Origin of the sequence: Haloglomus litoreum (assembly GCF_029338515.1) — an archaeon.
GTDB lineage: Archaea > Halobacteriota > Halobacteria > Halobacteriales > Haloarculaceae > Haloglomus > Haloglomus litoreum.
This window is the reverse complement of record NZ_CP119988.1, coordinates 767,755-792,021: the sequence shown is the minus strand read 5'-3', so window position 1 is coordinate 792,021 and position 24,267 is coordinate 767,755. Positions and strand designations below refer to the sequence as shown.

Genomic DNA, 24,267 nt, shown 5'->3' with positions numbered 1-24,267 from the left:
GAACGACCCGCCGGAGGAACCGGCGGGCACACACGACATGACAGGAACCCATGACCGTCGATGGTGCCTCCCACCGCAGTCAGCAGTAGCCACCGTGGCACGTTAACTCTTACCATAGTTATGGCGGAACACCTGCCAGGACGCCGTTCCGGTGGCGGAGTCGGCCCCCGGTCCGCCTCGACCCCTGCCGTCAACCGACCTGAACCGCGAAGACGATCTGCTCGTGGAGGATGACGTGGAGGGGCTGGCCGGCATCCGTCCAGGTGTGGGTCTCGCTGTAGGGCGAGTCCGCGAACGCACCGGTCATCGTGACCGCGACGTCGTAGTCTGCGTTCATCAGCACCTCGTTGTTGATGGTGTGACGCGTGTTCGGCGCCAGCTCGACGCTGGTTTCGATCCGTGGCTCGTCGGCACCGGCCTGCGTGACCAGCACCGTGGCGGTCCGCGAGTCCGTCGCCTCGTTGTGGAGGACGATGTCGGTGGCACCGCGAGAGGTACCCGTTCCGAGGACGGAACAGCCGGCGGACGCGGCGAGTCCGGCCGTAGCGAGGCCACCGAGGAGGGACCGACGGGAGGGTGGGGACATGGTCGCGCGTGCGCTTCGGGCCGGCAAGTGTCTTCCCCCGCGGTAGTTCTCGCGATTGCGGCGCTGCTCGCTTCGTTCGCAGCCGACGAGCGCGTGTGGGACCGAACGAACGCCCTGCGTTCGCGAGGGTCACCGCGCGAGTGAACGAGGAGCGAAGCGACGAATGAACGAGCGCGGTGGGATTCGAACCACGGTCGGACGTGCTCGCTCCCGCTGGTCGCTGCGCGCGACCTCCCTGATTCGAATCCCACGGGCGTCGTCACTGCTCACTTCGTTCGCAGATGACGAGCGCGGTGGGATTCGAACCCACGACCATCGGATTAGAAGTCCGACGCTCTAATCCTGGCTGAGCTACGCGCCCTCGGGCCGACGGACGGCCGCCTCTCGCAAAAGCGGTGCGGGTCGGGAGCGACCCGACGGCGGCGGGACCCGGTCGCCTCACCACCTCTTTATCGGCCGGGAACGTGCCCCCGACCATGACCGACTCACGATTCGTCGAGCGGACCGACCCGGACGAGGTGTTCGCGCTCCTGTCGAACGACACCCGGGTCCGGACCCTCCGGGCGCTGTGGGAGGCCGAGGACCGCACGGCCACGTTCTCGGAGTTGCGCGAGGCGGTCGGGATGCAGGACTCGGGGCAGTTCAACTACCACCTCGACGAACTCGTCGGGCGGTTCGTCGCCAGGACCGAGGACGGCTACGAGCTCACCCGCGCTGGCAAGCTCATCAACGGCGCGATCGAGGCCGGAGCGTACACGTCGGAGGGGTCGATCGACCCCCTCGAACTCGAGGAGCCGTGTCCGACCTGCGGCGGCGCCCGGACCTTCCGCTACGAGGACGAGACGGTCCGGGTCGAGTGCGACGCCTGTCCCGTCAGCTACCGGTTCGGGGTCCCGCCCGCCGCCTTCGCCGGTCACGACCGCGAGGCGATCCCGGACGTCGCCAGCCGGCACCTACGGACGAAGGTCGATCGGACCACCAGCGGCTTCTGCCCGTTCTGTGACGGTCCCGTCACGCCGGCAGTCACGCCGGTTCCGGAAATCGACCCCGATGCGGACGGGGGCGACGAGCACGAGCACGCAGCCGAGGCACTCTCCGAGCGCCCCGAGGACATCCCGTGGGTCAGGTACACCTGCCGGCAGTGCGGTGCCGAACCGACGGTCGGGCTGAGCCTCGCGTTCGTCGGCCACCCCGCCGTCGTCAGCTTCCACTACACCCGCGGCGTGGACCTGGAGGAACGCGACGTGTGGGACTTCGCGGAGGCGGACCCCGACCACCAGGTCGTCCGGAGCCGGGAGCCGTTCCGCGCGAGCGTGACCTACGAGGCCGACGGCGATACCCTGACGCTGACCGTCGACGAGGACATGGCGGTCGTCGATATCGAGGAGAGCGTGTGACCGCGCTGGCCGTCGGTCGGCCGCCGGCCGTCACTCAGGCGAACAGCTGTCGCGCGTCGTCGACGGCCTCGACCAGCGCGTCGATCTCCTCGCGCGTATTGTAGAGGTAGAACGACGCGCGGGCCGAGGCACTCGCACCGAGCACGTCGTGGAGCGGCTGGGTGCAGTGGTCGCCGGCACGGATGGCGACGGCGTGGTCGTTGAGGATGCTGGAGAGGTCGTGTGCGTGGGTCGTCTCCAGGTTGAACGCGACGAGACCGGCGCGGTCGTCGCCCGGCGGCCCGTACACCTCCACGTCGTCCTGTTCGGTGAGGCGGTCGTAGGCGTACTCGGCCAGTTGCTGCTCGTGGCGGTGGACCCGTTCGAGCCCGATGTCGTCGAGGTAGTCACACGCCTCCGCGAACGCGATACCGTCGGCGATGTTGGGCGTGCCGGCCTCGAACTTCCAGGGCAGCTCGTTCCACTGCGAGTCCTCGAAGGTGACCTTCAGGATCATGTCGCCGCCGTAGCGGTACGGCTCCATCTCCTCGAGGACGTGCTGCTTGCCGTACAGCGCGCCGATACCAGTCGGGCCGCACATCTTGTGCCCGGAGAACGCGAAGAAGTCACAGTCCATCGCCTTCACGTCGACGGGCTGGTGCGGGACCGACTGAGCGCCGTCGACGAAGGCGTAGGCGTCGTGGTCGTGAGCGAGGTCGACGAGGTCCGCGACGGGGTTGACGGTCCCGAGCGTGTTCGAGACGTGGACGACGCTCACCATCTCGGTGTCGTCGGTGACGAGTTCACGCGCGGCCTCCATGTCGAGGTAGCCGTCCTCGGTGATGGGGATGTACTTGCACTCGGCGCCGGTCCGCTTCGCGATCTGCTGCCACGTCACCAGCGAGGCGTGGTGCTCCATCTCGGTGAGCACGACCTCGTCGCCGGGCCCGAGTTCGTTCAGGCCCCAGGCGTAGGCGACGAGGTTCATCGACTCCGTCGTCCCGGAGGTGAAGACGAGCTCCTTGCGGCCGTCGGCGCCGACGAACTCCGCGACGCGGTCGTGGGCCTCCTCGTAGGCGATGCTCGCCTCCTGGGAGAGCTGGTGGATGCCGCGGTGGACGTTGGCGTTGTACTCGCGGTAGTAGTCGCTGATGGCGTCGATGACGCGCTCGGGCGTCTGGGAGGTGGCCGCGTTGTCGAGGTAGACGAGTTGCTGGCCGTCGATCTCGCGCTCCAGGATGGGGAAGTCCTCCCGGACGCGCTCGACGTCCAGCGGCGTGACGTCCTGCGTTGCCATTAGGGGAACCTAGAGGCGGACGTAGGTCACTTCTTCGGTGCGGGGTGGCCGCTGCTAGCCGGATCCGGCATCACGAGCCGCCGGCCCGGACCGCACCCCGGGTGAGGAGGCCGGGACGGGACGGCGAAACTTATCCGCTCGCCGGTCGAACGGCAGGGCATGCGGGTCACGCTGTCGGACGAGGCACGCCGGCTGGTCGCGCTGTTCGAGGACGAGACCGACGTGGCGGCCCGGGACTGCCTCGTCGACGACGAGTTCGACCGCGTGGTGTTCGTCGTGCCGCCCGGTGAGATGGGGAAGGCCATCGGCCCGGACGGCCAGCACGTCAAGCGGATGGAGCGCCGCCTCGACCGCGACGTGGAACTCGTCGAGGGCGCCGACCGGGCCGCCGACTTCGTCGCGAACGCGCTCGCGCCCGCGGCGGTCTACAACGTGACCGTCAGCGAGAACGGCGACCGTATCGCGTACGCGGAGGTCGACTCGGCCGACCGCGGGGTCGCCATCGGCACCGACGGGCGGACCATCCAGCGGGCCCGGGAACTGGCCCAGCGACACTTCGATATCGACGAGATCGAGTTGACCTGAGCGCGGACCGCCCGAAGACGACCGCCATCGGGGCCAGCGGCCTGTTCTGGTGCGCGACCGACCGTGGCGTGTCCACGGCGCCCGCCCCGCGAGCCCACCACGAACTGCCGGACTTCTTGCGATATGTCCAGAACATCCGCCGAATTCTGCACGCCAAACGGCCTTAAATTCGTAATATCCGTCCCTATTCCGGACTCTCGTCCACCTCGAACGCCAATATATCCGTTTTGTAAACGGAAGTCCTTATCAGCTACAACTACATCGCGATTATCCGTAATGGAATGGACTAACGTCCAACTCGATAGCGAATCAGTGGACGAGTTGGTTTCGAGCATCGCGATTCGTGCCCGTATCCAGGCGGAGGTGGCGGCATGGGACTGATCCGGATGACGAAGTACCGGACGCTGTTGCTCGCCACCATCGGGTTCAACTTCTCGTTCCTGATCTGGTTCTCGTTCGCGCCGTTCACGGGGCCGATGGCCGAGGAGTTCGGGCTCTCGCTGACCGAAATCGGCATCCTGGCGAGCGCGGCCATCTGGCTCGCGCCGTTCGGCCGCATCCTGACGGGCTGGCTCTCAGACAAGTTCGGGGCGCCGACGGTATTCGCCATCGTGCTGGGCTACGTCGGGGTGTTCTCGATTGCGTCGGCGTTCGCCCAGGACTACACCGTGTTCTTCGTCGAACGCCTCGTCGTGGCGACGGCAGGCATCACGTTCGTCATCGGCATCCAGCACGTCTCCGAGTGGTTCGAGGAGGAGGAACTCGGGACGGCGGAGGGTATCTACGCCGGCATCGGGAACGCGGGCGCCGCGGGCGGCGCGCTCATCCTGCCCCGGGTGTTCCCCGCGAGCTGGAACGGGCCGCTGTTCTCGACGAACTGGCGGGCCGCGTTCTTCTACACGGGCGTCATCTCCATCGGGCTCGCGGTCACGTACTACCTGCTGGGCGAGGCCGCAAAGAGCGAGGAGAAGCGGCAGGCGACCGCCGAGCAGGCCGGCTTCACGGACTGGCTCCACACCGCCACGCGCTACGGGACGGTCGTGCTCGCGCTGGCGTACGTGATGACGTTCGGCCTGGAGCTGTCGATGAACGGCTGGCTGGCGACCTACTACCGCGAGGGGTTCAACACGCAGAACCTCACGCTGGCGGCGACGTTCGCAGCGACGTTCTCGGTCGCGGCGGGCCTGCTGCGGCCCATCGGCGGGTACGTGAGCGACCGGCTGGCCCGCAACGAGACGAACATCCTTCCCATCTTCACGGGCCGCTACCGTGAGCAGTGGACGTTCGTCTCGCTGTGCTTCGTCGTCCTGACGATGTTCGGGATGACGCTCGCCGGCCTGTCCGGGCAGGTGCTGCTGGCGGTCGGCGCCGGCTTCCTGGTCGGGATGGGCTGTGCGTTCGCGGAGGGCGCCATCTTCGCGCAGGTGCCGGCGATGTTTCCGAACAGTTCGGGCGCGGTCGCGGGCGTCGTCGGCGGCGTCGGCACCATCGGCGGCATCATCTACCCGCTCGTGTACGCGGCGCCGTTCCTGGCGAACCTGCACGTCGGCTACGCCATCGTCGGCGCGTCGATGATCCCCATCGTCCTGCTGACGGCGTGGGTGTTCCAGCCCCGCATCGCGAGCGTGGCCAACGAGGCCGGCTTCGTCGGCGACGAGCCGGCGGCGGTCTCGGCCGACGACTGACGACTCCCGGCGCGGCACACCAGCAGGCAGCCGACCCGTTTTCACGGAACGCTGAAGTAGGAGCGGCCGCCCTGGATGGGTAATGGAGACGGGTATCACGGTGCTCTGCGTCGACGCCGGGCCGACCGCCGAGGCGACGGGGTTGGCGCTGGAGATGCGCGCCGATGGGGTGGACGTACTGGATGCCTCGAACCCGCGGGTGGCGACCGCGACGCTGGAGCGCGAGGACATCGACGTCCTCGTGTTCGAGCCGGGGGTGGGGCAGGACGACGAGTGGGACGAGGCGCTGCGGACGGCGGCCGACCGGAACGTGACGGTCCTCACGTTCACGGCGGGGCGCTCGCCGCTCGCCGACCGGCCGGAGGTCGCCGGCCACGTCGACAAGTCACAGCCGGACCAGTTCGAGCGGCTGGCCGACCGGGTGCTCGAAGCGATCCGGCCCGACGAGGCCGACTACCCGCTGGCCGACGACGAGGAGGCCCGCGCGGTCACGGCCGACCAGTACGGGATGGCGCCGCTGCTGGCGCGGCCCAGTCTGGAGCGGCTCTGCCGGCTGACGGCCGAGACCCTCGGCGTCTCGGCGGCGCTGGTCGGCCTCGTCGACCGCACCCGCTACCAGGCGCTCGCGGCCTACGGGACCCCGGACGTGACGCAGCCGCGGCGCGAGAGCCTCTGTGCCCGCGCGTTCCTCGACCCCGGCGTGACCTGCATCCCGGACCTGCAGGACCACGAGTGGGCCGACCTCGCCCCCGACGGGGAGTTCCGCTGGTACGCCAGCGCCCGACTGGTCGCGCCGGACGGGCACCCCATCGGCACCCTCGCCGTCTACGACAACGCCCGGTCGGCGCCGCTGTCGGACGGCGAGGAGTGGCGGCTCTCGGCGCTGGCCGACGAGGCGATGGAGCAACTCGAACTCCGGCGGCTCGTCGCGCGCCCGCAGGACCCGGACACCTACATCTCGACGGAGAACGAGCTGACGCTGGAGGAGTGACCGCCTCGAGGGGGCAGCGGCGGCCGTGTTCGTCCGGCCCGACACCACGTGAGGGGCTCACGCGCCGGCGAACGAAAAGGGACGTTTAAGTCCCTCCACCGGAAACGCACTTGCACTATGGCGAACGGCAAGTACGCCGCGCGTAAGCTGAAGAAGGACCGCCAGAAGCAGCGGTGGTCCGACTCGGATTACGCACGGCGGGCACGCGGGCTGGGCAAGAAGTCCGACCCGCTCGAAGGCGCCCCGCAGGGCCGAGGTATCGTACTGGAGAAGGTGGGCATCGAGGCCAAGCAGCCCAACTCCGCGATCCGGAAGTGTGTCCGGGTCCAGCTCATCAAGAACGGGAAGCAGGTCACCGCGTTCTGTCCCGGTGACGGTGCCATCTCGTTCATCGACGAGCACGACGAGGTCACCATCGCCGGCATCGGCGGCGCGAAGGGCCGCGCGATGGGTGACCTCTCCGGTGTCAACTACAAGGTCGAGAAGGTGAACGGCGTCTCCCTGATCGAACTCGTCCGCGGGAACGCGGAGAAGCCCGTCCGATAATGAGCACGGAACAGCCTGACCCCGACGCACCCGCCGACACGGAGGACGAGCGCATCTCCGCGAAACTGTTCGAGCAGTACTCGGTCGACGACATCGAGTACGACGACCCCTCGACGCGACGGTACATCACCGTCACGCCGGTCGCGCACACGATGGGTCGCCACGCGAACAAGCAGTTCAAGAAGTCCGAGATCTCCATCGTCGAGCGGCTCATCAACCGCCTGATGCAGACCGAGGAGAACACGGGCAAGAAGCAGCAGGCGACCCAGATCGTCCGCGACGCGTTCGCCACCATCGAGAGCCGGACCGAGGAGAACCCGGTCCAGGTCCTCGTCACCGCTGTCGAGAACAGCGGCCCGCGCGAGGAGACCGTCCGCCTGAAGTACGGCGGTATCTCGGTCCCGAAGGCGGTCGACGTGGCCCCGCAGCGCCGCGTCGACCAGGCCCTGAAGTTCATCGCCCGGGGCGTCAAGCAGAACTCCTACAAGACGAAGACCACGGCCGCCGAGGCGCTCGCCCAGCAGCTCATCGGCGCCGCCGACTACGACCTGCAGACGTACGCCATCTCCCAGAAGGAAGAGAAGGAGCGCGTCGCCGCTGCAGCTCGGTAATCTGGAGCATATCTTTTCTGTTATCTTAACTGCTTGTTAGCTCCGCTTATTTTTCTATTATTGTTCCGAGAGTGCGACGGCAGTACCCTGTCGAAAGCCCCCGCCCGCTCGACTCGCGCGGCTCGGTGCGCTCCTCGCTCCGCTCACTTCGTTCGCTCCGTTGCGGTGCTTACGTCGCCGTGCTTCGTCGAGCGGGCGGCCCCTTTCAGTCCCACCCTGTTGCTGGTTCGGTCGAGCGTGTGCGCGTGGTGGTTCCCGCCTAGCAGGGTGTCCCCACACCTCCCCGCGCGGGCGCCGGAGTGTTCCGGGACGCTCGCTCTCGCTCGCGGCCTCCACGGGGATGGCGCCCGCGCGCTTCCTGGTCTCGGAACCAGCCGACCAACTGCCACCCGGCCGGGAGAGCGGGGCGCCTCCGGCGCCCCGAGCGAGCGGTGGCGGAGCCACCGCGAGCCGCGTGGTTCGCGGCTCGCCCGCGAACCCGCGCGACCTGGGGAAGGGCAGGGCCACGGCGCCCATGACACAACTGAATCCTGGTGGACTCGAAGGGCGAGCGCTCTCGACCCAGCCCGGAGGAAGCAAGCACCGCAGCGAGCAACGCGAGCGAGGAGCGCAGCGACTCCCGGCTGGTCGAGAGCGCGAGGGCTTCGTAGCCGGTGTCATCGGCGACCTCACCGTCACCACGTGCCACCGCACATCTGGACTCGCCAGGCCCTCCATCCAACCATAGACCTTTCACCGTCACCCCCCAACACCCGACACAATGAGCGGCACGCGCAAGCCCGACTGGTTGAAGATGCGGCCACCGTCGGGCGAGCGGTTCACGGAGATCAAGTCGACCCTCCGGGAGCACGACCTTCACACCGTCTGCGAGGAGGCGTCCTGCCCGAACCTGGGGGACTGCTGGTCCGGGCGGAACGGCCCCGGCACGGCGACGTTCATGCTGCTGGGGGACCGCTGCTCGCGGGGCTGTAACTTCTGTGACGTCGAGACCGGGGGGATGGAGCTGCCGGACCCCGAGGAACCCGCCAACGTCGCGGACGCCGTCGCGGAGATCGGCCTCGACTACGTCGTCCTCACGTCGGTCGACCGCGACGACCTGCCCGACCAGGGCGCAGGCCACTTCGCCGACACCATCCGGGCCATCAAGGACCGTGACCCGTCCATCCTCGTCGAGGCGCTCACGCCCGATTTCCAGGGCGAGGCCGACCTCGTCGCGGAGGTCGCCGCGGCGGGCGCGGACGTGTTGGCGCACAACGTCGAGACGGTCGAGCGGCTCCAGTGGCCCGTCCGGGACCGGCGCGCGGGCTACGAGCAGTCGCTCGCGGTCCTCGAACAGTACGCCCGCGACTCGGACGCCTACGTCAAGACGAGCCTGATGCTCGGCGTCGGCGAGTACGACCACGAGGTCTACCGGACGCTGGGCGACCTACGGGAGGTCGGGACGGACATCGTCACGTTCGGCCAGTACCTCCAGCCCTCGCGGTCGCACCTGGAGGTGTTCGACTACGTCCACCCGGACAAGTTCGAGACGTGGCGTGACGTGGCTGAGGGCGAGTTCGACTTCTCGTACTGCGCCTCGGGCCCGATGGTCCGGTCGTCGTTCAAGGCGGGTGAGTTCTTCGTCGAGGCCGTCCACCGGGAGGGCAAGAGCGTCGCGGAGGCGCGTGCGGAGGCACGGGCGCGGGGAGACTGAGCCACACGGCGCCGGAGCAGGCCACCCAGTGCCGGCCGACCGCCGGGTCGTCCTCGGCCGACGGTGCAGCCCGAACGTTCACCGACCATTCAGATAGCTCCCGTAACGTCCGACAGTTCCACCGGTCGGAGCCGAACGTCCGTGCGTTTCGGGCAAATCTTACGTAAACTATACGGCACCGGCGGCGGCAGTCGGGTGTATGTCGTATCGTAGGGTGAGACTCCCATGAGCACGTTACAGCAGGACCCGCGAGAGCAGGTCCAGATCCTCGACGAGGACGGGCGTGTCCTCGACGGGGCCGAGGTCCCCGATATCCCCGACGACGACCTCCTCGGGATGTACCGCGACATGAAACTGGCGCGTCACTTCGACCAGCGCGCGGTGAGCCTCCAGCGGCAGGGTCGGATGGGCACCTACCCACCCCTCTCCGGGCAGGAGGGCGCCCAGGTCGGCTCCGCGTACGCCCTCGACGAGACCGACTGGGTCGTCCCCTCCTACCGCGAGCACGGCGTCGCGCTCGTCCGGGGCCAGAGCCTCAGCGGGACGCTGCGCTACTGGATGGGTGACGAGCGCGGGAACAAGCTGGACGACCTGAACATCTTCCCCGTCGCGGTCCCCATCGCCACGCAGATCCCCCACGCGACCGGGATGGCGTGGGCCTCCCGGCTGCAGGGCAACGACGAGGCGTTCATCTGCTACTTCGGCGACGGCGCCACGAGCGAGGGCGACTTCCACGAGGGGCTGAACTTCGCGGGCGTGTTCGACGCCCCCGCGATCTTCTTCTGCAACAACAACCAGTGGGCCATCTCCGTCCCGCGCGAGCGCCAGACCGCGGCGGAGACGCTGGCGCAGAAGGCCGTCGGCTACGGCTTCGAGGGCGTCCAGGTCGACGGGATGGACCCGCTCGCCGTCTACAAGGTGACCCGCGAGGCCGTCGAGAAGGCCAAGGACCCCGACGAGGACGAGTTGCGTCCGACCCTCATCGAGGCGGTCCAGTACCGCTTCGGCGCACACACCACGGCCGACGACCCGTCCGTCTACCGCGACGAGGACGAGGTCGAGCGCTGGAAGGCCAAGGACCCCATCCCCCGGCTGGAGGCGTTCCTCCGGGACCGGGACCTCCTCGACGACGAGCGCGAGGCCGAACTCCAGCGCGAGGTCGAGGAGGCCGTCGCGGACGCCATCGAGACGGCCGAGACGGTCGAGCGACCGGAGCCCGAGGAGATCTTCGAGCACGTCTACGCCGACCAGCCGAAGCGGCTGCAGGAACAGCTCGCGTACCTCCAGCGGCTACGCGAAACGCACGGCGACGAGGTACTCCTGGAATGAGCACGCAAGACGCGGACACGGCCGGCAGCGGTAGCACGCAGAACCTGACCCTCGTACAGGCCGTCCGGGACGGGCTGTACGGCGAGATGGAGCGGGACGACTCGGTGCTGGTGATGGGCGAGGACGTCGGCCAGAACGGCGGCGTCTTCCGCGCCACGCAGGGCCTCTACGACGAGTTCGGCGGCGACCGCGTCGTCGACACGCCGCTCGCGGAGGCCGGCATCGTCGGCACCGCGGTCGGGATGGCGGCCTACGGGATGCGGCCCGTCCCCGAGATCCAGTTCATGGGGTTCATCTATCCCGCGTTCGACCAGATCATCTCCCACGCCGCACGGATGCGCACCCGCTCGCGCGGGCGCTACACCTGTCCGATGGTGGTGCGCGCCCCCTACGGCGGCGGCATCCGCGCCCCGGAACACCACTCCGAGTCGAAGGAGGCGTTCTTCGTCCACGAACCCGGCCTGAAGGTCGTCATCCCCTCGACCCCGTACGACACGAAGGGGCTGCTGGCGTCGGCCATCCGCGACCCGGACCCCGTCGTCTTCCTCGAACCCAAGCTCATCTACCGGGCCTTCCGCGAGGAGGTGCCCGACGAGACCTACACCGTCCCGCTCGGGGAGGCCGCGGTCCGGCGCGAGGGCGCCGACGTGTCGGTCTACACCTGGGGCGCGATGACCCGGCCCACGATGGAGGCCGCCGAGGAGCTCGCCGAGAACGAGGGCATCGACTGCGAGGTGGTCGACCTCCGGACGCTGTCGCCGATGGACACCGACACCATCCTCAAGTCGTTCAAGAAGACCGGGCGCGCGGTGGTGGTCCACGAGGCACCCAAGACGGGCGGCCTCGCGGGCGAGATAACCGCGACCATCCAGGAGGAGGCGCTGCTCTACCAGGAGGCGCCGGTCAACCGCGTCACCGGGTTCGACGTGCCGTTCCCGCTGTACGCGCTGGAGGACTACTACCTCCCGGAGGCCGCGCGCATCGCAGACGGTATCCGGGAGACGGTGGAGTTCTGAGCATGGTCCGCGAGTTCAAACTCCCCGACGTGGGCGAGGGGCTGACGGAGGCGGAGATCGTCACCTGGCTGGTCAAGGTCGGCGACACGGTCACCGAGGACCAGCCCGTCGCCGAGGTCGAGACCGACAAGGCCGTCGTCGAGGTGCCCGCGCCCGTCAACGGGACCGTTCGCGAGATCCTCGCCGAGGAAGGCGAGATGGTCCCCGTCGGCGAGGTCATCATCACGTTCGATGTGGAAGGCGAGCCCGTCGAGCCGATGGAGGATGCAGCCGACGAGGGAGGTGCCGAGTCCAGATCGGCCGACACCGCCGACGTCGAATCCGCCGTCTCGGCGGTCGAAGAGGCCGACTCAGTGGCCAGCACGGATGGCGAGTCCGGCGGCGAGGTGTCGGCGAAGGGCGGCCGCGTGTTCGCGGCGCCCTCAGCCCGCCGCCTGGCCCGCGAACTCGGCGTCGACATCGAGACCGTCGCCGGCAGCGGCCCCGGCGGCCGGGTCACCGAGGGCGACGTGCGTGCGGCGGCCGAATCGGGCGGCGCCTCCGCGTCGGCCGCGAGCGAGGACGGGACGGCGGCCGAACCCGCCGTGCGGTCGGCCACGCGGAAGGTGACCGACGAACCGGCGGCCGGAAGCGACGACGGCTCCGCGCCCGCCGACGCGCACCCCGGCGGCGCGCCCGAGGCGGCCGGCCGCGACCGAACCCTGGCCGCCCCCGCCACACGACAGGTGGCCGCGGAGGAGGGCATCGACATCGACGACGTGCCGACCGACGAGATCCGCGACGGCGAGCCGTTCGTCGACGCCGAGCAGGTCCGGGCGTACGCCGAGGCCCAGCGCGCCGCCCAGCAGGCCGACACGCAGGCCGTCACGCAGGCGACCGGCGGCGAGACGGCCACGACCGCCGCCGGTGCGACCGCCGCCGACACCGAGACGACACCCGAGGGCCAGGTCGAGCGGGTCCCCTACCGGGGCATCCGCCGGACCATCGGGAAGGCGATGGAGAACTCGAAGTACACCGCGCCCCACGTCACCCACCACGACACCGTCGTCGTCGACGACCTCGTGGACACGCGGGCCCGGCTGAAGCCGAAGGCCGAGGAACGCGGCATCAAGCTGACCTACATGCCCTTCATCGTGAAGGCCATCGTGGCGGCGCTGAAGGAGTTCCCCATCCTCAACTCGCAACTCGACGAGGACGAGGAGGAGATACTCGTCAAGCACTACCACAACATCGGCATCGCCGTCGCCACCGAGGCGGGCCTGATGGTCCCGGTCGTGAAGTCGGCCGGCGAGAAGGACATGCTCACCATCGCCAGCGAGGTGAACGAGCTGGCGAGCAAGGCCCGCGACCGGTCCATCAGCCGCGAGGAGATGCAGGGCGGCACCTTCTCCATCACCAACTTCGGTGCTATCGGCGGCGAGTACGCCACGCCCATCATCAACTACCCCGAGACCGCCATCCTCGGGCTGGGGGAACTGAAGGAGCGCCCCGTCGTGGAGGACGGGGAGGTGGTGGCGAAGCACACCATCCCCATCTCGCTGACCATCGACCACCGCGTCATCGACGGCGCGGACGCGGCGCAGTTCGCGAACACACTGATGGAGTACCTGCAGAACCCCGAGTTGCTGCTGCTGGAGTAGAGCTTTTTACTCGTCGGGTGCCCTCACGCCGCCTTCGGCGGCGCTCTGGGCACCACTCCTCGCAAAAACGTTCAGAAAAACTCTGCCGGCCTCCGCGCCCTGCGGGCGCTCCGGCCGGAGAACCGCGGCGAGAAGAAAGCTCAGGCCCGAAGCCGCTCGATACGCTTCTCCGTTGGCGGGTGCGTGGAGAAGATCTTCTCCAGCAGCCCGCGCTCCGAGTTGAAGATGCAGAGCGCGCTCATCGACTCGTTCATCTCCATCTCGCGCCCCTCGGAGCCGCGGGAGATCTTCTCCAGCGCCCGCGCCAGCGGGTCGCCGGTGCCGATGGCGTCCTTCGCGTCCGAGTCGGCGACGTACTCCCGGTAGCGCGAGATGGCGAGCACGAAGATCATCACCAGCGCGTTCGCGATGGAGGAGACCACCATCGCCAGGATGAACGAGCCGATGTTGTCCTCGCCCATCATCAGCACCGCGAAGTAGGCGACGTAGCCGACGATCATCCCGATGGACTGCCCGACGACCATCGTCACCACGTCGCGGTTCTTGATGTGGGCCAGTTCGTGGGCGATGACCCCCTCGAGTTCGTCACGGTCGAGCAGGGCGACGAGCTCCTCGCTGACGACGACCACGCCGGCACCCTTCCGCCCGACGGCGAAGGCGTTGGGGACGCCCATCCGCATCTTCATCACCGTCGGCTCGGGGACGTCCATCTCGTCGGCCAGGTCCAGCGTCATCTGCCGGATGTCGCCGTACCGGCCGGTGGCGCCCGCCGGTATCTCCTCGGCCTTCCGCGTGGCGAGCCACTTGCCGAGCTTGTACTGGAGCGCCGGGACGACGAGGATACCCACCGCGAGGACGGGCAGGAGCGGCAGCCCGGTCGCCGCCGCCACGAAGGTGCCCGCCGCGAGGTAGAACGCGAACAGGATCGTCCCGACGACGACCATCCGCAGTCGCAGTCCGAAATCTGTCATGTACCCCGGGGTAGGCCGCGGAGGGTGATAAACCGCGTGGCCGCGGCGCGCAACCAACCTCGATGTCTACCGACCATCGAGAGAACTGTCGGATCATATGCAGTATATCGCGGTGGGTTGTGGCAGAACGAGAATATCCCGGACGTTCACCGATTGTCCGTGGTTCCCCCACTCAGAGGTCCGCCGACCGGAACAGGGCGTATCCGGCGAGGAGGGGCAGGACCAGCCACAGCAGCAGGTAGACGACCACGGCGGCGTCGGTGAGGTAGAACGGGATACCCCCCTGGCCGAGCTGCTGGGCGTAGACGCGCTGGAGGAGCCCCGCCTGGCGGGAGAGCTGGATCCCCCCCGTGACGGCGGCCCGGGCCGAGGCGGTCGAGTCGGTGACCAGCGAGGCGACGAGCGAGTTGTACGCCCCGAGCGGGTTGAGCAGCTTCGCAGTGATCGAGGCCTTCAGCACGGTCGCCTGGCCCCAGTCGAGGACGTTCGCCAGCCGGGTCACCGCCGGGTCGACTGCCTGGTTCCAGAACACCAGCAGACCGAGGTAGGCGCCGACGGTCCCGACGACGGCCCGGCGGTCGGTCGAGGCGGCCGCCGAGATCCCGACCGAGAGCGAGACGAACGTCACCGCCAGCAGCCCGGTCAGGAGGATGAACCCCAGGAACGCGACCGGCTTGAGCGCGACCCCGGTGAACGGGAACACCAGCATCGCCAGGAGCAGGCCGCCGACCGCCGGCAGACAGACCACCGCCCCACGACCCAGGAGCTTCCCGAGGACCACGTCCCGGCGGGAGTGGGGCAGCGAGAGCAGGAGCTTCAGGGTCCCGTCCGTCCGCTCGCCGACGATGGCGCTGTACGAGGCGACGAGCGCGACGACGGGCACGAGCAGCGTCACGCCCGAGGAGAGGACCCGGAGGAACGTGTTCGAGTCCGGACCGCCGCCACTGCCCCCCTGTGCGGGCGCGTTCCCGGCCTGCTGGGCCGCCTGCGAGACCGTGTCGGCGAAGAAGTACGCACCGAACACGAACAGCCCGACGAACAGCACGGAGACCAGCAACACCCCCCGCGACCGGATGGCGTCCTCGAAGTCCTTGCGCGCGATGGCGAGGACGGACTTCACGCGGACTCACCCCCCTCGTCCCCGGTCCCGTCGGGGTCGCCGTCGCTCCCCGCCTCCCCGTCACCGGCCGGACTCTCGGCCTCGTCGCCCTCCGTGTAGGCCGCGAACAGGTCCTCCAGCGAGGTCTCGCGGGTCTCGAAGTCGACCACCTCGACGCCGGCCGACTCGAGGGCGTCCAGTATCTCGGTCTTCCGGACCTCGTCCCCCAGCGTGACCGTGACCTGCGTGCCAGCCGCCCGGACCTCGGAGACGCCGGTCAGGGCCCGCACGTCGTCGAGCGCCGCTTCGGAGGCCGCCGATCCGGTCGAGACCTCGAGGGCGCTCTCGGCACCGCTGGCCTCCCGTAGTCCCTCCACGGAGTCGACGGCGATCATCTCGCCGTCGCGGATGATGCCGACGCGGTCGCAGACCGCCTCGACCTGCCCGAGGATGTGCGAGGAGAAGAAGACGGTCGCGCCGCGGGCGGCCTCCTCGCGGACCACCTCGCGCATCCGGCGCGCGCCGTTGGGGTCCAGCCCCGTCGATGGCTCGTCCAGCACGAGCAGCTCGGGCTCGCCGACGAGCGCCATCGCGAGGACGAGGCGCTGTTTCATCCCGCGGGAGTAGTCCCCCGCCGGCCGGTCGCCGTCGCCGTCGAGACCGACCCGCTGGAGCAGTTCGTCGGGGTCGTCCGCCGCGTCCTTCGAGTCGATGGCGAACGCGAGGTGCTTGCGCCCGGAGAGGCGGTCGTAGACGCCGAACCCCTCGGGGAGGACGCCCACGCGCTCGCGTACCTCGGCGCTCTGCTCGCGCCTGACGGGCTCGCCCAGGAGCTCCACCTCACCCTCGTCCGGCCGGACGAAGTCCAGCAGAACGTTGATCGTCGTCGATTTGCCCGCCCCGTTCGGCCCGAGGAACCCGAACACTTCGCCCTCCTCGACCGTCAGCGACAGGTCGTCCAGGGCCGTGAGGGTCCCGTACCGCTTGGTGACCCCGTCCAGCTCGATGGCGGCCATATACCGCGGGTTGCAGCCGCCTCCTTCAAAAGGTTCCACACTCGTCGTGTGGTATGTTGTCGCGAGTCATCCAGGTCGGCGGCACGACTTCGGCGCTTCCGACCGTCGATAAAGAAGCCGCAGGGCGCGTCCCCGGCCGGCGCGCCTCACTCGACTGGCGATACTGCTCGAAGTCCCGTCACCGGACGCCGGGGAGCGGACCGCGTAGCGCGGTCACGTTCCCGGGCGTGGCCGTCGGCTCCGGCTCCGGCGTGGCCGTCGGCTCCGGTTCGGCCTGTGCCTCGACGATGCGGACCTGCACCGTGTCCGTGTTGTCACCGTCGTCGGCCTCCAGGACGTAGGTGCCGGGTTCGACACCGTCGGTGCCGAGCGTCACGGACCAGACACCGTCGAGCCCCCACTCGTCGGTCGAGTTGATGTCGAACTGGTCGGCGCTGGGCCCGTCGATGACCTCCACCGAGATGGTGTTGTCGTCGGGCTTGCGGTTGGTGAGACCCTGGACCAGCATGGTCTCGCCGACCTCGATGGTCTGGATCTGGCCCTGACTGACGTTCCCGTCAGCGGGGGCGACCGTCTCGATACTGGTCGCGCCGTCCGTGAACCGGAACGACTCGCTGATCGAGAGGTCGTCGCTAGCGACCTCGTCCGTGGTCTCGTCACGGATGCGTTCGATGGTCTGTTCCTGGGTCAGTCCCGGCCCGAGGCCGACGACGTAGTTCTCCAGGGCCGCCAGGTTGGCGGACGTCTGCCCCGGCAGGATGCCGTCGCCGGCGACGCCGTCGCGGCCGAGACCGAGCAGGAGCGCACGGACGGTGCCCTCGTTGAGCGTCCGGCCGTCCTGGGTCACCAGCGGGATGTCGTCCTCCTCGAACGTGTCGTCGTCGTCGACCGAGATCCGCTCGGTGGCGATACGACCGCGCGAGTCGACCATGACGGCCAGCACCTCGTCGAGGCCCGGCGCCACGCCGACCACGTCGACGGTGCCGTCCTCGACGGCGACCTGACCGTTGATGGCCTGGAAGGACCGGGTCTCCTCCAGTCCGGGCTCCTGGACGATGAGCGAGGACTGGCTACTGGTCGCACTGCTGAACTGCGAGGTGGTCAGCGTGGTCCGGAGCTCACCCTGGCCGTCGACGGCGTCCTCCGCCTCCACGACGCCGATGCGGTAGCGGCCGGGGATGGAGAAGATGTCGCTAGCCTGCGACAGGACCACGTCCTCGCGCTCCCACTCGCCGGTGGAGTCGACGCTGATGGTGTCGTCGCCGTCGGCCGTGCCGTCCTCGTTGACGTCGACGAGCTCCCAGTCACCCTGGTCGCGGGCGTAGATGGCAACGTCGTCGACACCGGGCGCGGCGAAGCCACGCACGTCGACCTCGGACCCGGCGACGTAGGTGCCGACCGGGCTGTCGAACTCGAGGTCACCCTGCTCGACGTTGAGCGTCCGGTCGTCCTCGGGGTTCCCGAGGTCCGCCGCGACCTCGTCGAGCGACTGGTCCGCTGCGAAGAGGTCGACGGTGACCGACGCGTCGTCGAGGAACGAGGTGTCGATCTGGCCGACACCGAGGCCGGTGTCCTCGTCGATCTCGACCTGCGCCCACGCGAACTCCGGCGTCCCGTCGTCGTCCGTGTCGAAGGTGCCGCGGTCGACGACGTCCTGGATGTCGCGGAAGACGCGCGCGTCGACGCGGTTGTTCCGGAAGTCGTCGTCCTCGATGACGACGTAGTGGTTCGCGCCCGCGGTCGAGCCGCGGATGGTGTACCGGACGTTCTGGCCCCGCGTCGCGTCGTCGCGGTCGAGGTCCAGCGTCACGTCGTCCTCGGTCTGCACCGAGAGCGAGGTCGACCGGGTCGCGGCCCCGAAGTCGAGGTCGTCCCAGCCCTCGACGGTGACGGAGACGTCACCGGAGTCGATGTCGCTCAGGTCGAGTGCCCAGTAGGCCGCGTCGACCTGGCTCCCGTTCAGCTCCCCCGGCTCGAACTGACCGACGCCCTGCAGGTAGACGACGCCGGTTCCGGTGCCACGCTGGCCGGGGTTCGCGACCTTCGCGGGGTTCTGTGCGTAGGCACCGGTCAGCTCCTCGCGCTGGGACGCCGACAGCTGGTCGGCGTCGGCCAGGACGTCACCGGTGATCTCGTTGCCGTTCTCGTCGCGCACGATCAGTTCGAGGTCCTCCGCCTCCTCGTAGTTCCATTCGGCGCGCACGAGGATGACCTCGTCCTCCTGGACGGAGGCGCCCTCGACGTCGATGCCACGCTCGTTCAGGAGCTCCAGCTCCGTCACGCGCGGCGTCTGGACCGTCACGCCTGCCTGGTCGGCCTGGCCGTTGATGGCGTACTGGCCGCGCTCCTGGTCCTGGGGGACCGGGAGTTCCAGCGGGACGCCCTCGGCGTCCCCGGCCACGCCGACGAGCTGCGCGGCGTCGATGGGCTGGCCGTCCGTCCCGAGGAGGTCGATGTTCTCCTCGCCCTGGAAGACGACGGGCTTGTCCGCCGTTATCTGTACGTCGCTCGGGCCGCCGACACCCGGGTTGAAGTTCCCGCCGCCACGCTGGACGGTCGCGCCGAAGGCGACACCCGCCAGTGTCGACGAGAGGACCAGTGTCACGACCATGAGGATGACACCGATCCGGCTGCCTGATCCGTTCGTTTTTCGTATCATTGTGTTGTAATGTCTGGATTCATATTTCGTTTCAGTTGTACGATATTACTCCATTATCTCGGACTTGAGGGAATCTCTGGCCTATTTCCACCTCTATCCGGGGAAGTCAGTAGGCCATGTCCCGTGTTTGTTATTTCCCACGATACTCGAGGAAACACCGGATTACGCTCGGGACGGAATCCGCGGCGATTTCCAAACCCGCACCTACCGGGGATTCCGGCAGGAGTTGGTGCTCCTTGCCGCCGATCCCTCGGGAATCCGAACCATCGGCACGAGTCGCCCGGTGTCCCGGTGGGGGGAGCCGCCCACCGGTACGCTCCCGTACCGGAGACCGGGGCTCACCGCCTGTCCGTCGGGAAAGGTAGCACGTACCGGTCGACTTCGCTCGCCCTATCTCGTCACGGGGGCCCGATACGTCGCGATAGGCCGGGGCCTGTAGAGCGATAGGCCGGGGCCTGTAGAGCGATAGGCGCGACCACTACGGCGATACGGTCCCGTTGTCCGGCGGGGGGAACGAGGTACTCCCGACCACCTGGCGCGTCCGGTTGCCGCTGTCGGCCTGCTCGACCACCCGTACCCCTGCCCGCAGGGAGTCGTCCCTCCGCTCGAACCCACCGGGCGTGCGGTAGATCGCCGCCATCTCGAGCAGATACGTCCCCGGCGCCGTCGACTCGTACGCCCCGAGCGTCACCGCCACCGTCCGAGAGGCACCGGGGTCGAGGTCGCCGACGAAGACGCCGGTCGTCTCTCCGGCCGAGGCCCTGCCGCCGAGGTGGACTGCGACGTTGTCGGCCCGGATCCGGAGGCCGACATCGGTCGCCCGCTCGGACCCGGTGTTGGTCACGGTGAAGCGGTACCGTCCGGTGTTCCCGGGGGTGATGGGGTCGCTCCCGGTGCTGGTGAGTTCCAGTCGCGGCCGCTCCTCGACGACGACCGGCACCCTGAGGACCACCGTCCGCTCGGCGTCGTTGTACTCCGGCGCGCCCTCGCCGTACCGGACGAACGAGGTGTACTCGTACGAGATGCGGAGCGGGAGCTGGTAGGTCCCCGGCGGAACCGAGCGTCGAACACCGAGGGACAGGTCGACCGCCCGGGTGGTGGCACCGGGAATCTCACCCAGCAGTACCGTCCCGGTGTCGACGTGGAGCCCACGGGCGAGCGGCGCCTGTAGTCGGTCGCGAGCCACCTCGATGCGGACGCTGCGGGCCGTCGTCACCCGGTCCTCGAACTGCGCGGGGCCCCCCTGGACCAGCGTCCCGGCGTTCGCCACCGTCACCTCCAGCGAGCGCTCCTCGCCGGCGCCGAGTCGGTTGTCGGCTGCCGACACCGAGAGCGACGGACTTCCGAGGACCGTCCCGTCGGTCTGTGCCCCCACCGCCGGCGCGCCCCCCAGCGCGAGGGCCCCCGCCCCCGTGACGACCAGTGCGACGACCAGCGCGACGGCTGTGGTACGCATACACACGGTTCGGCACGTGGGGGCATAACCCCCGCGCTGCCCCCCACCGGAGGCGCCCGTGGGTCACATGAAGTCCGCGATGCCGGACTGCTTGTTGTGGTCGTTCTCGAAGATGGACTCCAGCGCCTTGTTCAGGATCTCGAGGCGCTGTTTCGTGTACGGCCGGGCGCCGTACTCCTCGGCGACCCGGCGGGCCGTGTCCATGTACTTGTTCACCGAGCCCTGGTAGACCGTGAGCGAGACCTCGCCACCACACTCCCGGCAGTCGCCCGAGAGCGGCATCCGCCGGTACTTCTCGCCGCAGTCCCGACAGCGCGTCTCCTGCCGCGAGAAGGCGCGCAGGTTCCCGATGAGGTCGGGCAGGAAGTGGTACTCGATGATGCGTTCGGCCACGTCCGTCTCGTCGACGGCGTGGAGCTTCCGGGCCAGCTCCAGCTGCCCGTCCATCTTCTTGTCCATGTCGTCGAGCGTCTTGTACGCCGACAGGTCCGGACCCAGCGCGATGTCGGTGGTGTCGTGGGTGTGCTGGAAGCCGTGGTACTCGTCGTCCGTGCCGAGCGTGGACTCGGCGATCTGGACGTCCACGTCCTCGGGGTCGGCCATCTCGCGCGTGGCCTCGTAGAACTCGTGGGGGTACGAGGTCACGATGTCCATGTTGTGGGCCTCGTCGTCGATCTCCGAGGGGTCGATGCGCGAGGACATGACGAGGGGCGCGTCCATCCGACCACCGCGCTGGTTCGGTAGATATTTCCGAGAGAAGTTTAGAAGCCCGTCCATAAGTAACATAACGCAATCTTCATCGCCGTCACAGTTGCGCCTCTTCGCTGCGTGGAAATATGGGTGGGCATAACCGACCGCAGCACTCGTGAACCCGACAACCCGACCCACGACCGCCGCCGACGTGTGCGGCGCCATCCCGAACACGAGTTCCCCGACCAGATCCTGCCGCTCCTCGACATCGTAGAACGGTTCCGTGCCGTAGTACTGGGTCAGCAGGTCGTCGACGAAATCCGCCGTGCGGAGCATATGCTCGGCGGCGCCGTCCGAGAGGACGATGTCCTGCACCTTCAGTTCGACCAGCTGGTCGTCGTGACGGAGCGGCTGGCCCTCGATGTCCTCGTGGTAGCCGAGTTCGCGGAAGTCGTCGGCCGTCACGTCGAGTTCCTCCGGCCGCACGGAGGTGACGGGGAGGTCGGTCATGTCGTAGCGGACGGTGCCGTCCTTGAACACCGAGACGCCGTTCTTCGCGCGGAGGACGCCCTTCTCGACCGGCTCCGGAACCTTCTCCTCGGAGGTGAGTCCCTTGACGGCTTTCAGCGTCCCGAAGGCGTTCTCGCGCTCTTTCACGCTCTCCATCGCGCCGCGGTACTCGCTGTTCGCGTCGAGCGTGACGTACTGTGTGGGCGAGGCGAGCGTCTCGCAGCGCGGGCACTCCGCGCGCCCGGACTCGTCGGGTTCGACCTCGCTGTCGCAGTCGGGACAGACGTAGACGGCCTCGGTGACGGCGTTGCAGTCCGTGCAGCGCGCGCGGAAGGTCTCGGTCGCACAGTCCGGGCACTCCCGGCGTGCGAGTTCCACGTCGACGCGGCCCTGCGGGTGGTCCATCGTGGGTGCGTACTTCGCGGCGTCGGCGAACGAGCGCTGACTGCCGCCGGCCTCGCCGATGGGGAACAGCGTGTGGACCGCCGGCGAGAGGTCGCGGCTCTCTGACTTCTCCGGGCGGCCCATCCGCGCGCCGATGCGGGTGGGCGCGCGCTCGCGGAGCGCGAACGGCGCGACGGCGTTGGCAGCCTCGATGGCGTTGTTCCCGTCGTCGTACTGGCGGGCCTCGCGCGGGAGGTCGTCCAGGGTCCAGGTGCGCTCGAGAGTCTCGGTGAGCCCGAGCGAGCGCACGAACGGGAGCGCGTCCGGGACCGTCAGCGTGTCCTCACCCTGGGTGTGTTCGACCAGCAGGGCCTCCAGCGCGTCCGTGACGAGGTCCGAGCGCGGGAGGACCAGCGTCCGGCCCTCGCCGTCGGGCGCGTCGCGGCCGCCCGTCCCCGAGTCCTCGGGCATCGCGAGGCCGTCGGCCTCGGCCCACGACCCCTCGCTGGCGGCGCTCGCGAGGGCGTCGAACGCCTCGACGGAGATGTCGTGCCAACATGGGGTGTACGTGGGGTGCAGCGGCGCGTCGTAGGTCTCGGCCCACGCCAGCGCCTGCTCGGCCGACGGGTGCGCGAGGTCGACGTGGGGGTCGTCCTCCAGCGCCTGCACGTCGGCGTCGGCGGCGCGCATCTCGTGGACCCACCACTCGACCGTGTAGGAGGCGGGCGCGAGCGGGTGGTTGTTCTCGACGAACTCGCCGTAGTTGACGAGGTACTCGCCCAGATCGAGGATGGCGTCGACGCCGTTCCGTATCTCGAGGGCCTCGGCGGGGTCGTCGACCTGCCGGACCTCGCCGTTCGCGAGTTTCACCGTCGGCCCCTCGATGGAGTCGACGGGGACGACACCCGCGGCCTTGCCGGGACGCTCCGTCTTGATCTGCGTGCCGGTCGCGAGGAAGTCGTCCACGAGGTGCATCGTCGCGGGGTGGACGCCCGCGGTCGCGAAGCCGTGGTTGCGCGCGCGGCCGTAGCGCAGGCGGAAGCCACCCGCCTCCGAGGGGTGGCCGAACACGGGCCGCCCGGCGATGAGGTCGCGCAGGAACTTCTTCGATTTCTCGACGCGGGGCGGACCCGCGGGTTCGTCGCCCGCCTCGGCATCGTCCTCGTCGCTCTCGTCGGCCGCGTCCTCCTCGTCACCGTCGTCGTCCTCGGCCGCTTCGTCCCCGCCCTTGTCGTCCTTGTAGTTCCCGTCGATGAGGTCCTGGAGCCACGGCCAGTCGACCTCGTCCAGCCCGCGCGTGTAGCGCTGGATCTTCGGCGCCTTCAGCGCGATACCCTCGGCGAGGACCAGACACATCCCCCCGCGGGCGTTGTTGGTGTCGACGCGGTCGAGGTCGCGGAAGCCGGAGACCTCCTCGTCGCCCGTGGCCTCCCCGTCCAGCATGATGGGCATGTGCTCGGCGATGAACTTCGTCTCGGGGTCCTTCGGGGTGTATTGCAGACCGGTCTCCTTGTCGTAGAGACCGATCTCCTCGGCGTAGCGCTCGACCTCCGCGTCGCGCGCCTTGTACTCCTCGATGCCCAGCAGCGACCGGGCGTAGTCGGCGACGAGCACCGACAGCGCCTGTGCCGTCCCGCCCGCAGAGCGGATGGGGCCGGCGTAGTAGACGTTCACGAACTCCGTCCCGTCGTCGTTCTCCAGCAACTCGACGCGGTCGATGCCCTCGATGGGCGCCGCGACGACACCCTCCGTCAGCAGGGCGACCGCCGTCCGGACCGCGCCCTCGACCTTGCCCGCGCGTCCGTCGTAGTCCCCGACGTTGCCGTCGACGAAGTCGTTCACCAGTTCGAGCGCAGCCTCCTCGCGGGACATCTCGCCCTCCAGTTCCCGGACGCGCTCGGCGACGCCGTCGATGCCGAGGATGTTCTCGACACGGTCGGCCATGTCCTTCGCGACCGGGATCTCGATCTCGGTGGAGGGGTCGCCGCCACGCTCCTTGGCCTCGCGTGCGGCGTCGAACGCCTCGTCCAGCTGGCCCTCGATGCGCTCGAAGTAGCGCTCGTCGGCCTCGCGCACTACGACCACCACCGACAGCGATTATCGGTCTGTGTCACGATTTTGTCGATT

General features: G+C 68.9%; 18 protein-coding genes and 1 tRNA gene. 10 read left to right on the top strand and 9 right to left on the bottom strand.

Translation table 11 applies throughout. The features are described from left to right. Positions 1-190: 190 nt before the first annotated feature. Both P2T62_RS03880 and P2T62_RS03875 read right to left on the bottom strand, forming a co-directional pair. A complete protein-coding gene (locus P2T62_RS03880) occupies positions 191-586 on the bottom strand; it encodes a hypothetical protein (RefSeq protein WP_276260177.1) in 396 nt (131 codons plus the stop codon). Positions 587-871: 285 nt separating this feature from the next. Then, positions 872-961, bottom strand: a tRNA-Arg gene (locus P2T62_RS03875). A 101-nt stretch (positions 962-1,062) separates the two neighbouring features. On the opposite strand from P2T62_RS03875, the gene P2T62_RS03870 reads away from it, so the two are divergent. Continuing rightward, positions 1,063-1,983 carry a winged helix-turn-helix domain-containing protein gene (locus tag P2T62_RS03870; protein WP_276260176.1) on the top strand — a complete coding sequence of 307 codons (921 nt, stop codon included), beginning with the start codon at positions 1,063-1,065 and terminating at the stop codon, positions 1,981-1,983. Between the two features lie 34 nt (positions 1,984-2,017). On the opposite strand, the gene P2T62_RS03865 is transcribed toward P2T62_RS03870, so the two are convergent. After that, positions 2,018-3,259, bottom strand: a complete 1,242-nt coding sequence (locus tag P2T62_RS03865) for an aminotransferase class V-fold PLP-dependent enzyme (RefSeq protein ID WP_276260175.1) — start codon at positions 3,257-3,259, stop codon at positions 2,018-2,020. Positions 3,260-3,418: 159 nt separating this feature from the next. Between P2T62_RS03865 and P2T62_RS03860 the strand changes: the two genes are divergently transcribed. The 9 genes from P2T62_RS03860 to P2T62_RS03820 all read left to right on the top strand — a co-directional run bounded on the left by P2T62_RS03860 (position 3,419) and on the right by P2T62_RS03820 (position 13,355). Further along, on the top strand, positions 3,419-3,844 hold the full coding sequence (locus P2T62_RS03860; protein ID WP_276260174.1) for a NusA-like transcription termination signal-binding factor: 426 nt from the start codon (positions 3,419-3,421) through the stop codon (positions 3,842-3,844). A gap of 371 nt (positions 3,845-4,215) precedes the next feature. Further along, complete coding sequence (locus P2T62_RS03855) at positions 4,216-5,529, top strand: MFS transporter (RefSeq protein WP_276260173.1); 1,314 nt, start codon at positions 4,216-4,218, stop codon at positions 5,527-5,529. Positions 5,530-5,611: 82 nt separating this feature from the next. After that, positions 5,612-6,520, top strand: coding sequence for a GAF domain-containing protein (locus P2T62_RS03850; RefSeq protein ID WP_276260172.1), 909 nt, complete (start codon positions 5,612-5,614; stop codon positions 6,518-6,520). A gap of 117 nt (positions 6,521-6,637) precedes the next feature. Further along, entirely contained in the window at positions 6,638-7,066 is a 429-nt protein-coding gene (locus P2T62_RS03845; protein ID WP_276260171.1) for a 30S ribosomal protein S12, read from the top strand. Beyond that, positions 7,066-7,677 (top strand): 30S ribosomal protein S7, encoded by a 612-nt coding sequence (locus tag P2T62_RS03840; protein WP_276260170.1) that lies wholly within the window; start codon positions 7,066-7,068, stop codon positions 7,675-7,677. The genes P2T62_RS03845 and P2T62_RS03840 overlap by 1 nt, the downstream gene beginning before the upstream one ends. 760 nt (positions 7,678-8,437) lie before the next feature. Further along, entirely contained in the window at positions 8,438-9,370 is a 933-nt protein-coding gene (lipA, locus tag P2T62_RS03835; protein WP_276260169.1) for a lipoyl synthase, read from the top strand. A gap of 225 nt (positions 9,371-9,595) precedes the next feature. Beyond that, a complete protein-coding gene (pdhA, locus tag P2T62_RS03830; RefSeq protein ID WP_276260168.1) occupies positions 9,596-10,699 on the top strand; it encodes a pyruvate dehydrogenase (acetyl-transferring) E1 component subunit alpha in 1,104 nt (367 codons plus the stop codon). Beyond that, positions 10,696-11,715 (top strand): alpha-ketoacid dehydrogenase subunit beta, encoded by a 1,020-nt coding sequence (locus P2T62_RS03825; protein ID WP_276260167.1) that lies wholly within the window; start codon positions 10,696-10,698, stop codon positions 11,713-11,715. The genes pdhA and P2T62_RS03825 overlap by 4 nt, the downstream gene beginning before the upstream one ends. A 2-nt stretch (positions 11,716-11,717) precedes the next feature. Continuing rightward, positions 11,718-13,355 carry a dihydrolipoamide acetyltransferase family protein gene (locus tag P2T62_RS03820; RefSeq protein ID WP_276260166.1) on the top strand — a complete coding sequence of 546 codons (1,638 nt, stop codon included), beginning with the start codon at positions 11,718-11,720 and terminating at the stop codon, positions 13,353-13,355. A gap of 140 nt (positions 13,356-13,495) precedes the next feature. Here P2T62_RS03820 and P2T62_RS03815 read toward each other — a convergent pair whose 3' ends face one another. The 6 genes from P2T62_RS03815 to P2T62_RS03790 all read right to left on the bottom strand — a co-directional run bounded on the left by P2T62_RS03815 (position 13,496) and on the right by P2T62_RS03790 (position 24,216). Next, entirely contained in the window at positions 13,496-14,326 is an 831-nt protein-coding gene (locus tag P2T62_RS03815; protein ID WP_276260165.1) for a M48 family metallopeptidase, read from the bottom strand. Positions 14,327-14,498: 172 nt separating this feature from the next. Then, the gene (locus P2T62_RS03810) at positions 14,499-15,446 is read right to left on the bottom strand and encodes an ABC transporter permease subunit (protein WP_276260164.1); all 948 of its coding nucleotides are present in this window, start codon (positions 15,444-15,446) and stop codon (positions 14,499-14,501) included. Continuing rightward, positions 15,443-16,441 (bottom strand): ABC transporter ATP-binding protein, encoded by a 999-nt coding sequence (locus P2T62_RS03805; RefSeq protein ID WP_276260163.1) that lies wholly within the window; start codon positions 16,439-16,441, stop codon positions 15,443-15,445. The genes P2T62_RS03810 and P2T62_RS03805 overlap by 4 nt, the downstream gene beginning before the upstream one ends. Positions 16,442-16,619: 178 nt before the next feature. Then, positions 16,620-19,052: an HVO_2072 family ArtA-dependent S-layer glycoprotein gene (csg, locus tag P2T62_RS03800; protein WP_276260162.1), complete on the bottom strand. Its 2,433-nt coding sequence runs from the start codon at positions 19,050-19,052 to the stop codon at positions 16,620-16,622. Between the two features lie 526 nt (positions 19,053-19,578). Further along, on the bottom strand, positions 19,579-20,556 hold the full coding sequence (locus P2T62_RS03795) for a COG1361 S-layer family protein (protein ID WP_276260161.1): 978 nt from the start codon (positions 20,554-20,556) through the stop codon (positions 19,579-19,581). Positions 20,557-20,619: 63 nt separating this feature from the next. Next, positions 20,620-24,216, bottom strand: a complete 3,597-nt coding sequence (locus tag P2T62_RS03790; RefSeq protein WP_276260160.1) for a DNA polymerase II large subunit — start codon at positions 24,214-24,216, stop codon at positions 20,620-20,622. Positions 24,217-24,267 lie beyond the last annotated feature (51 nt).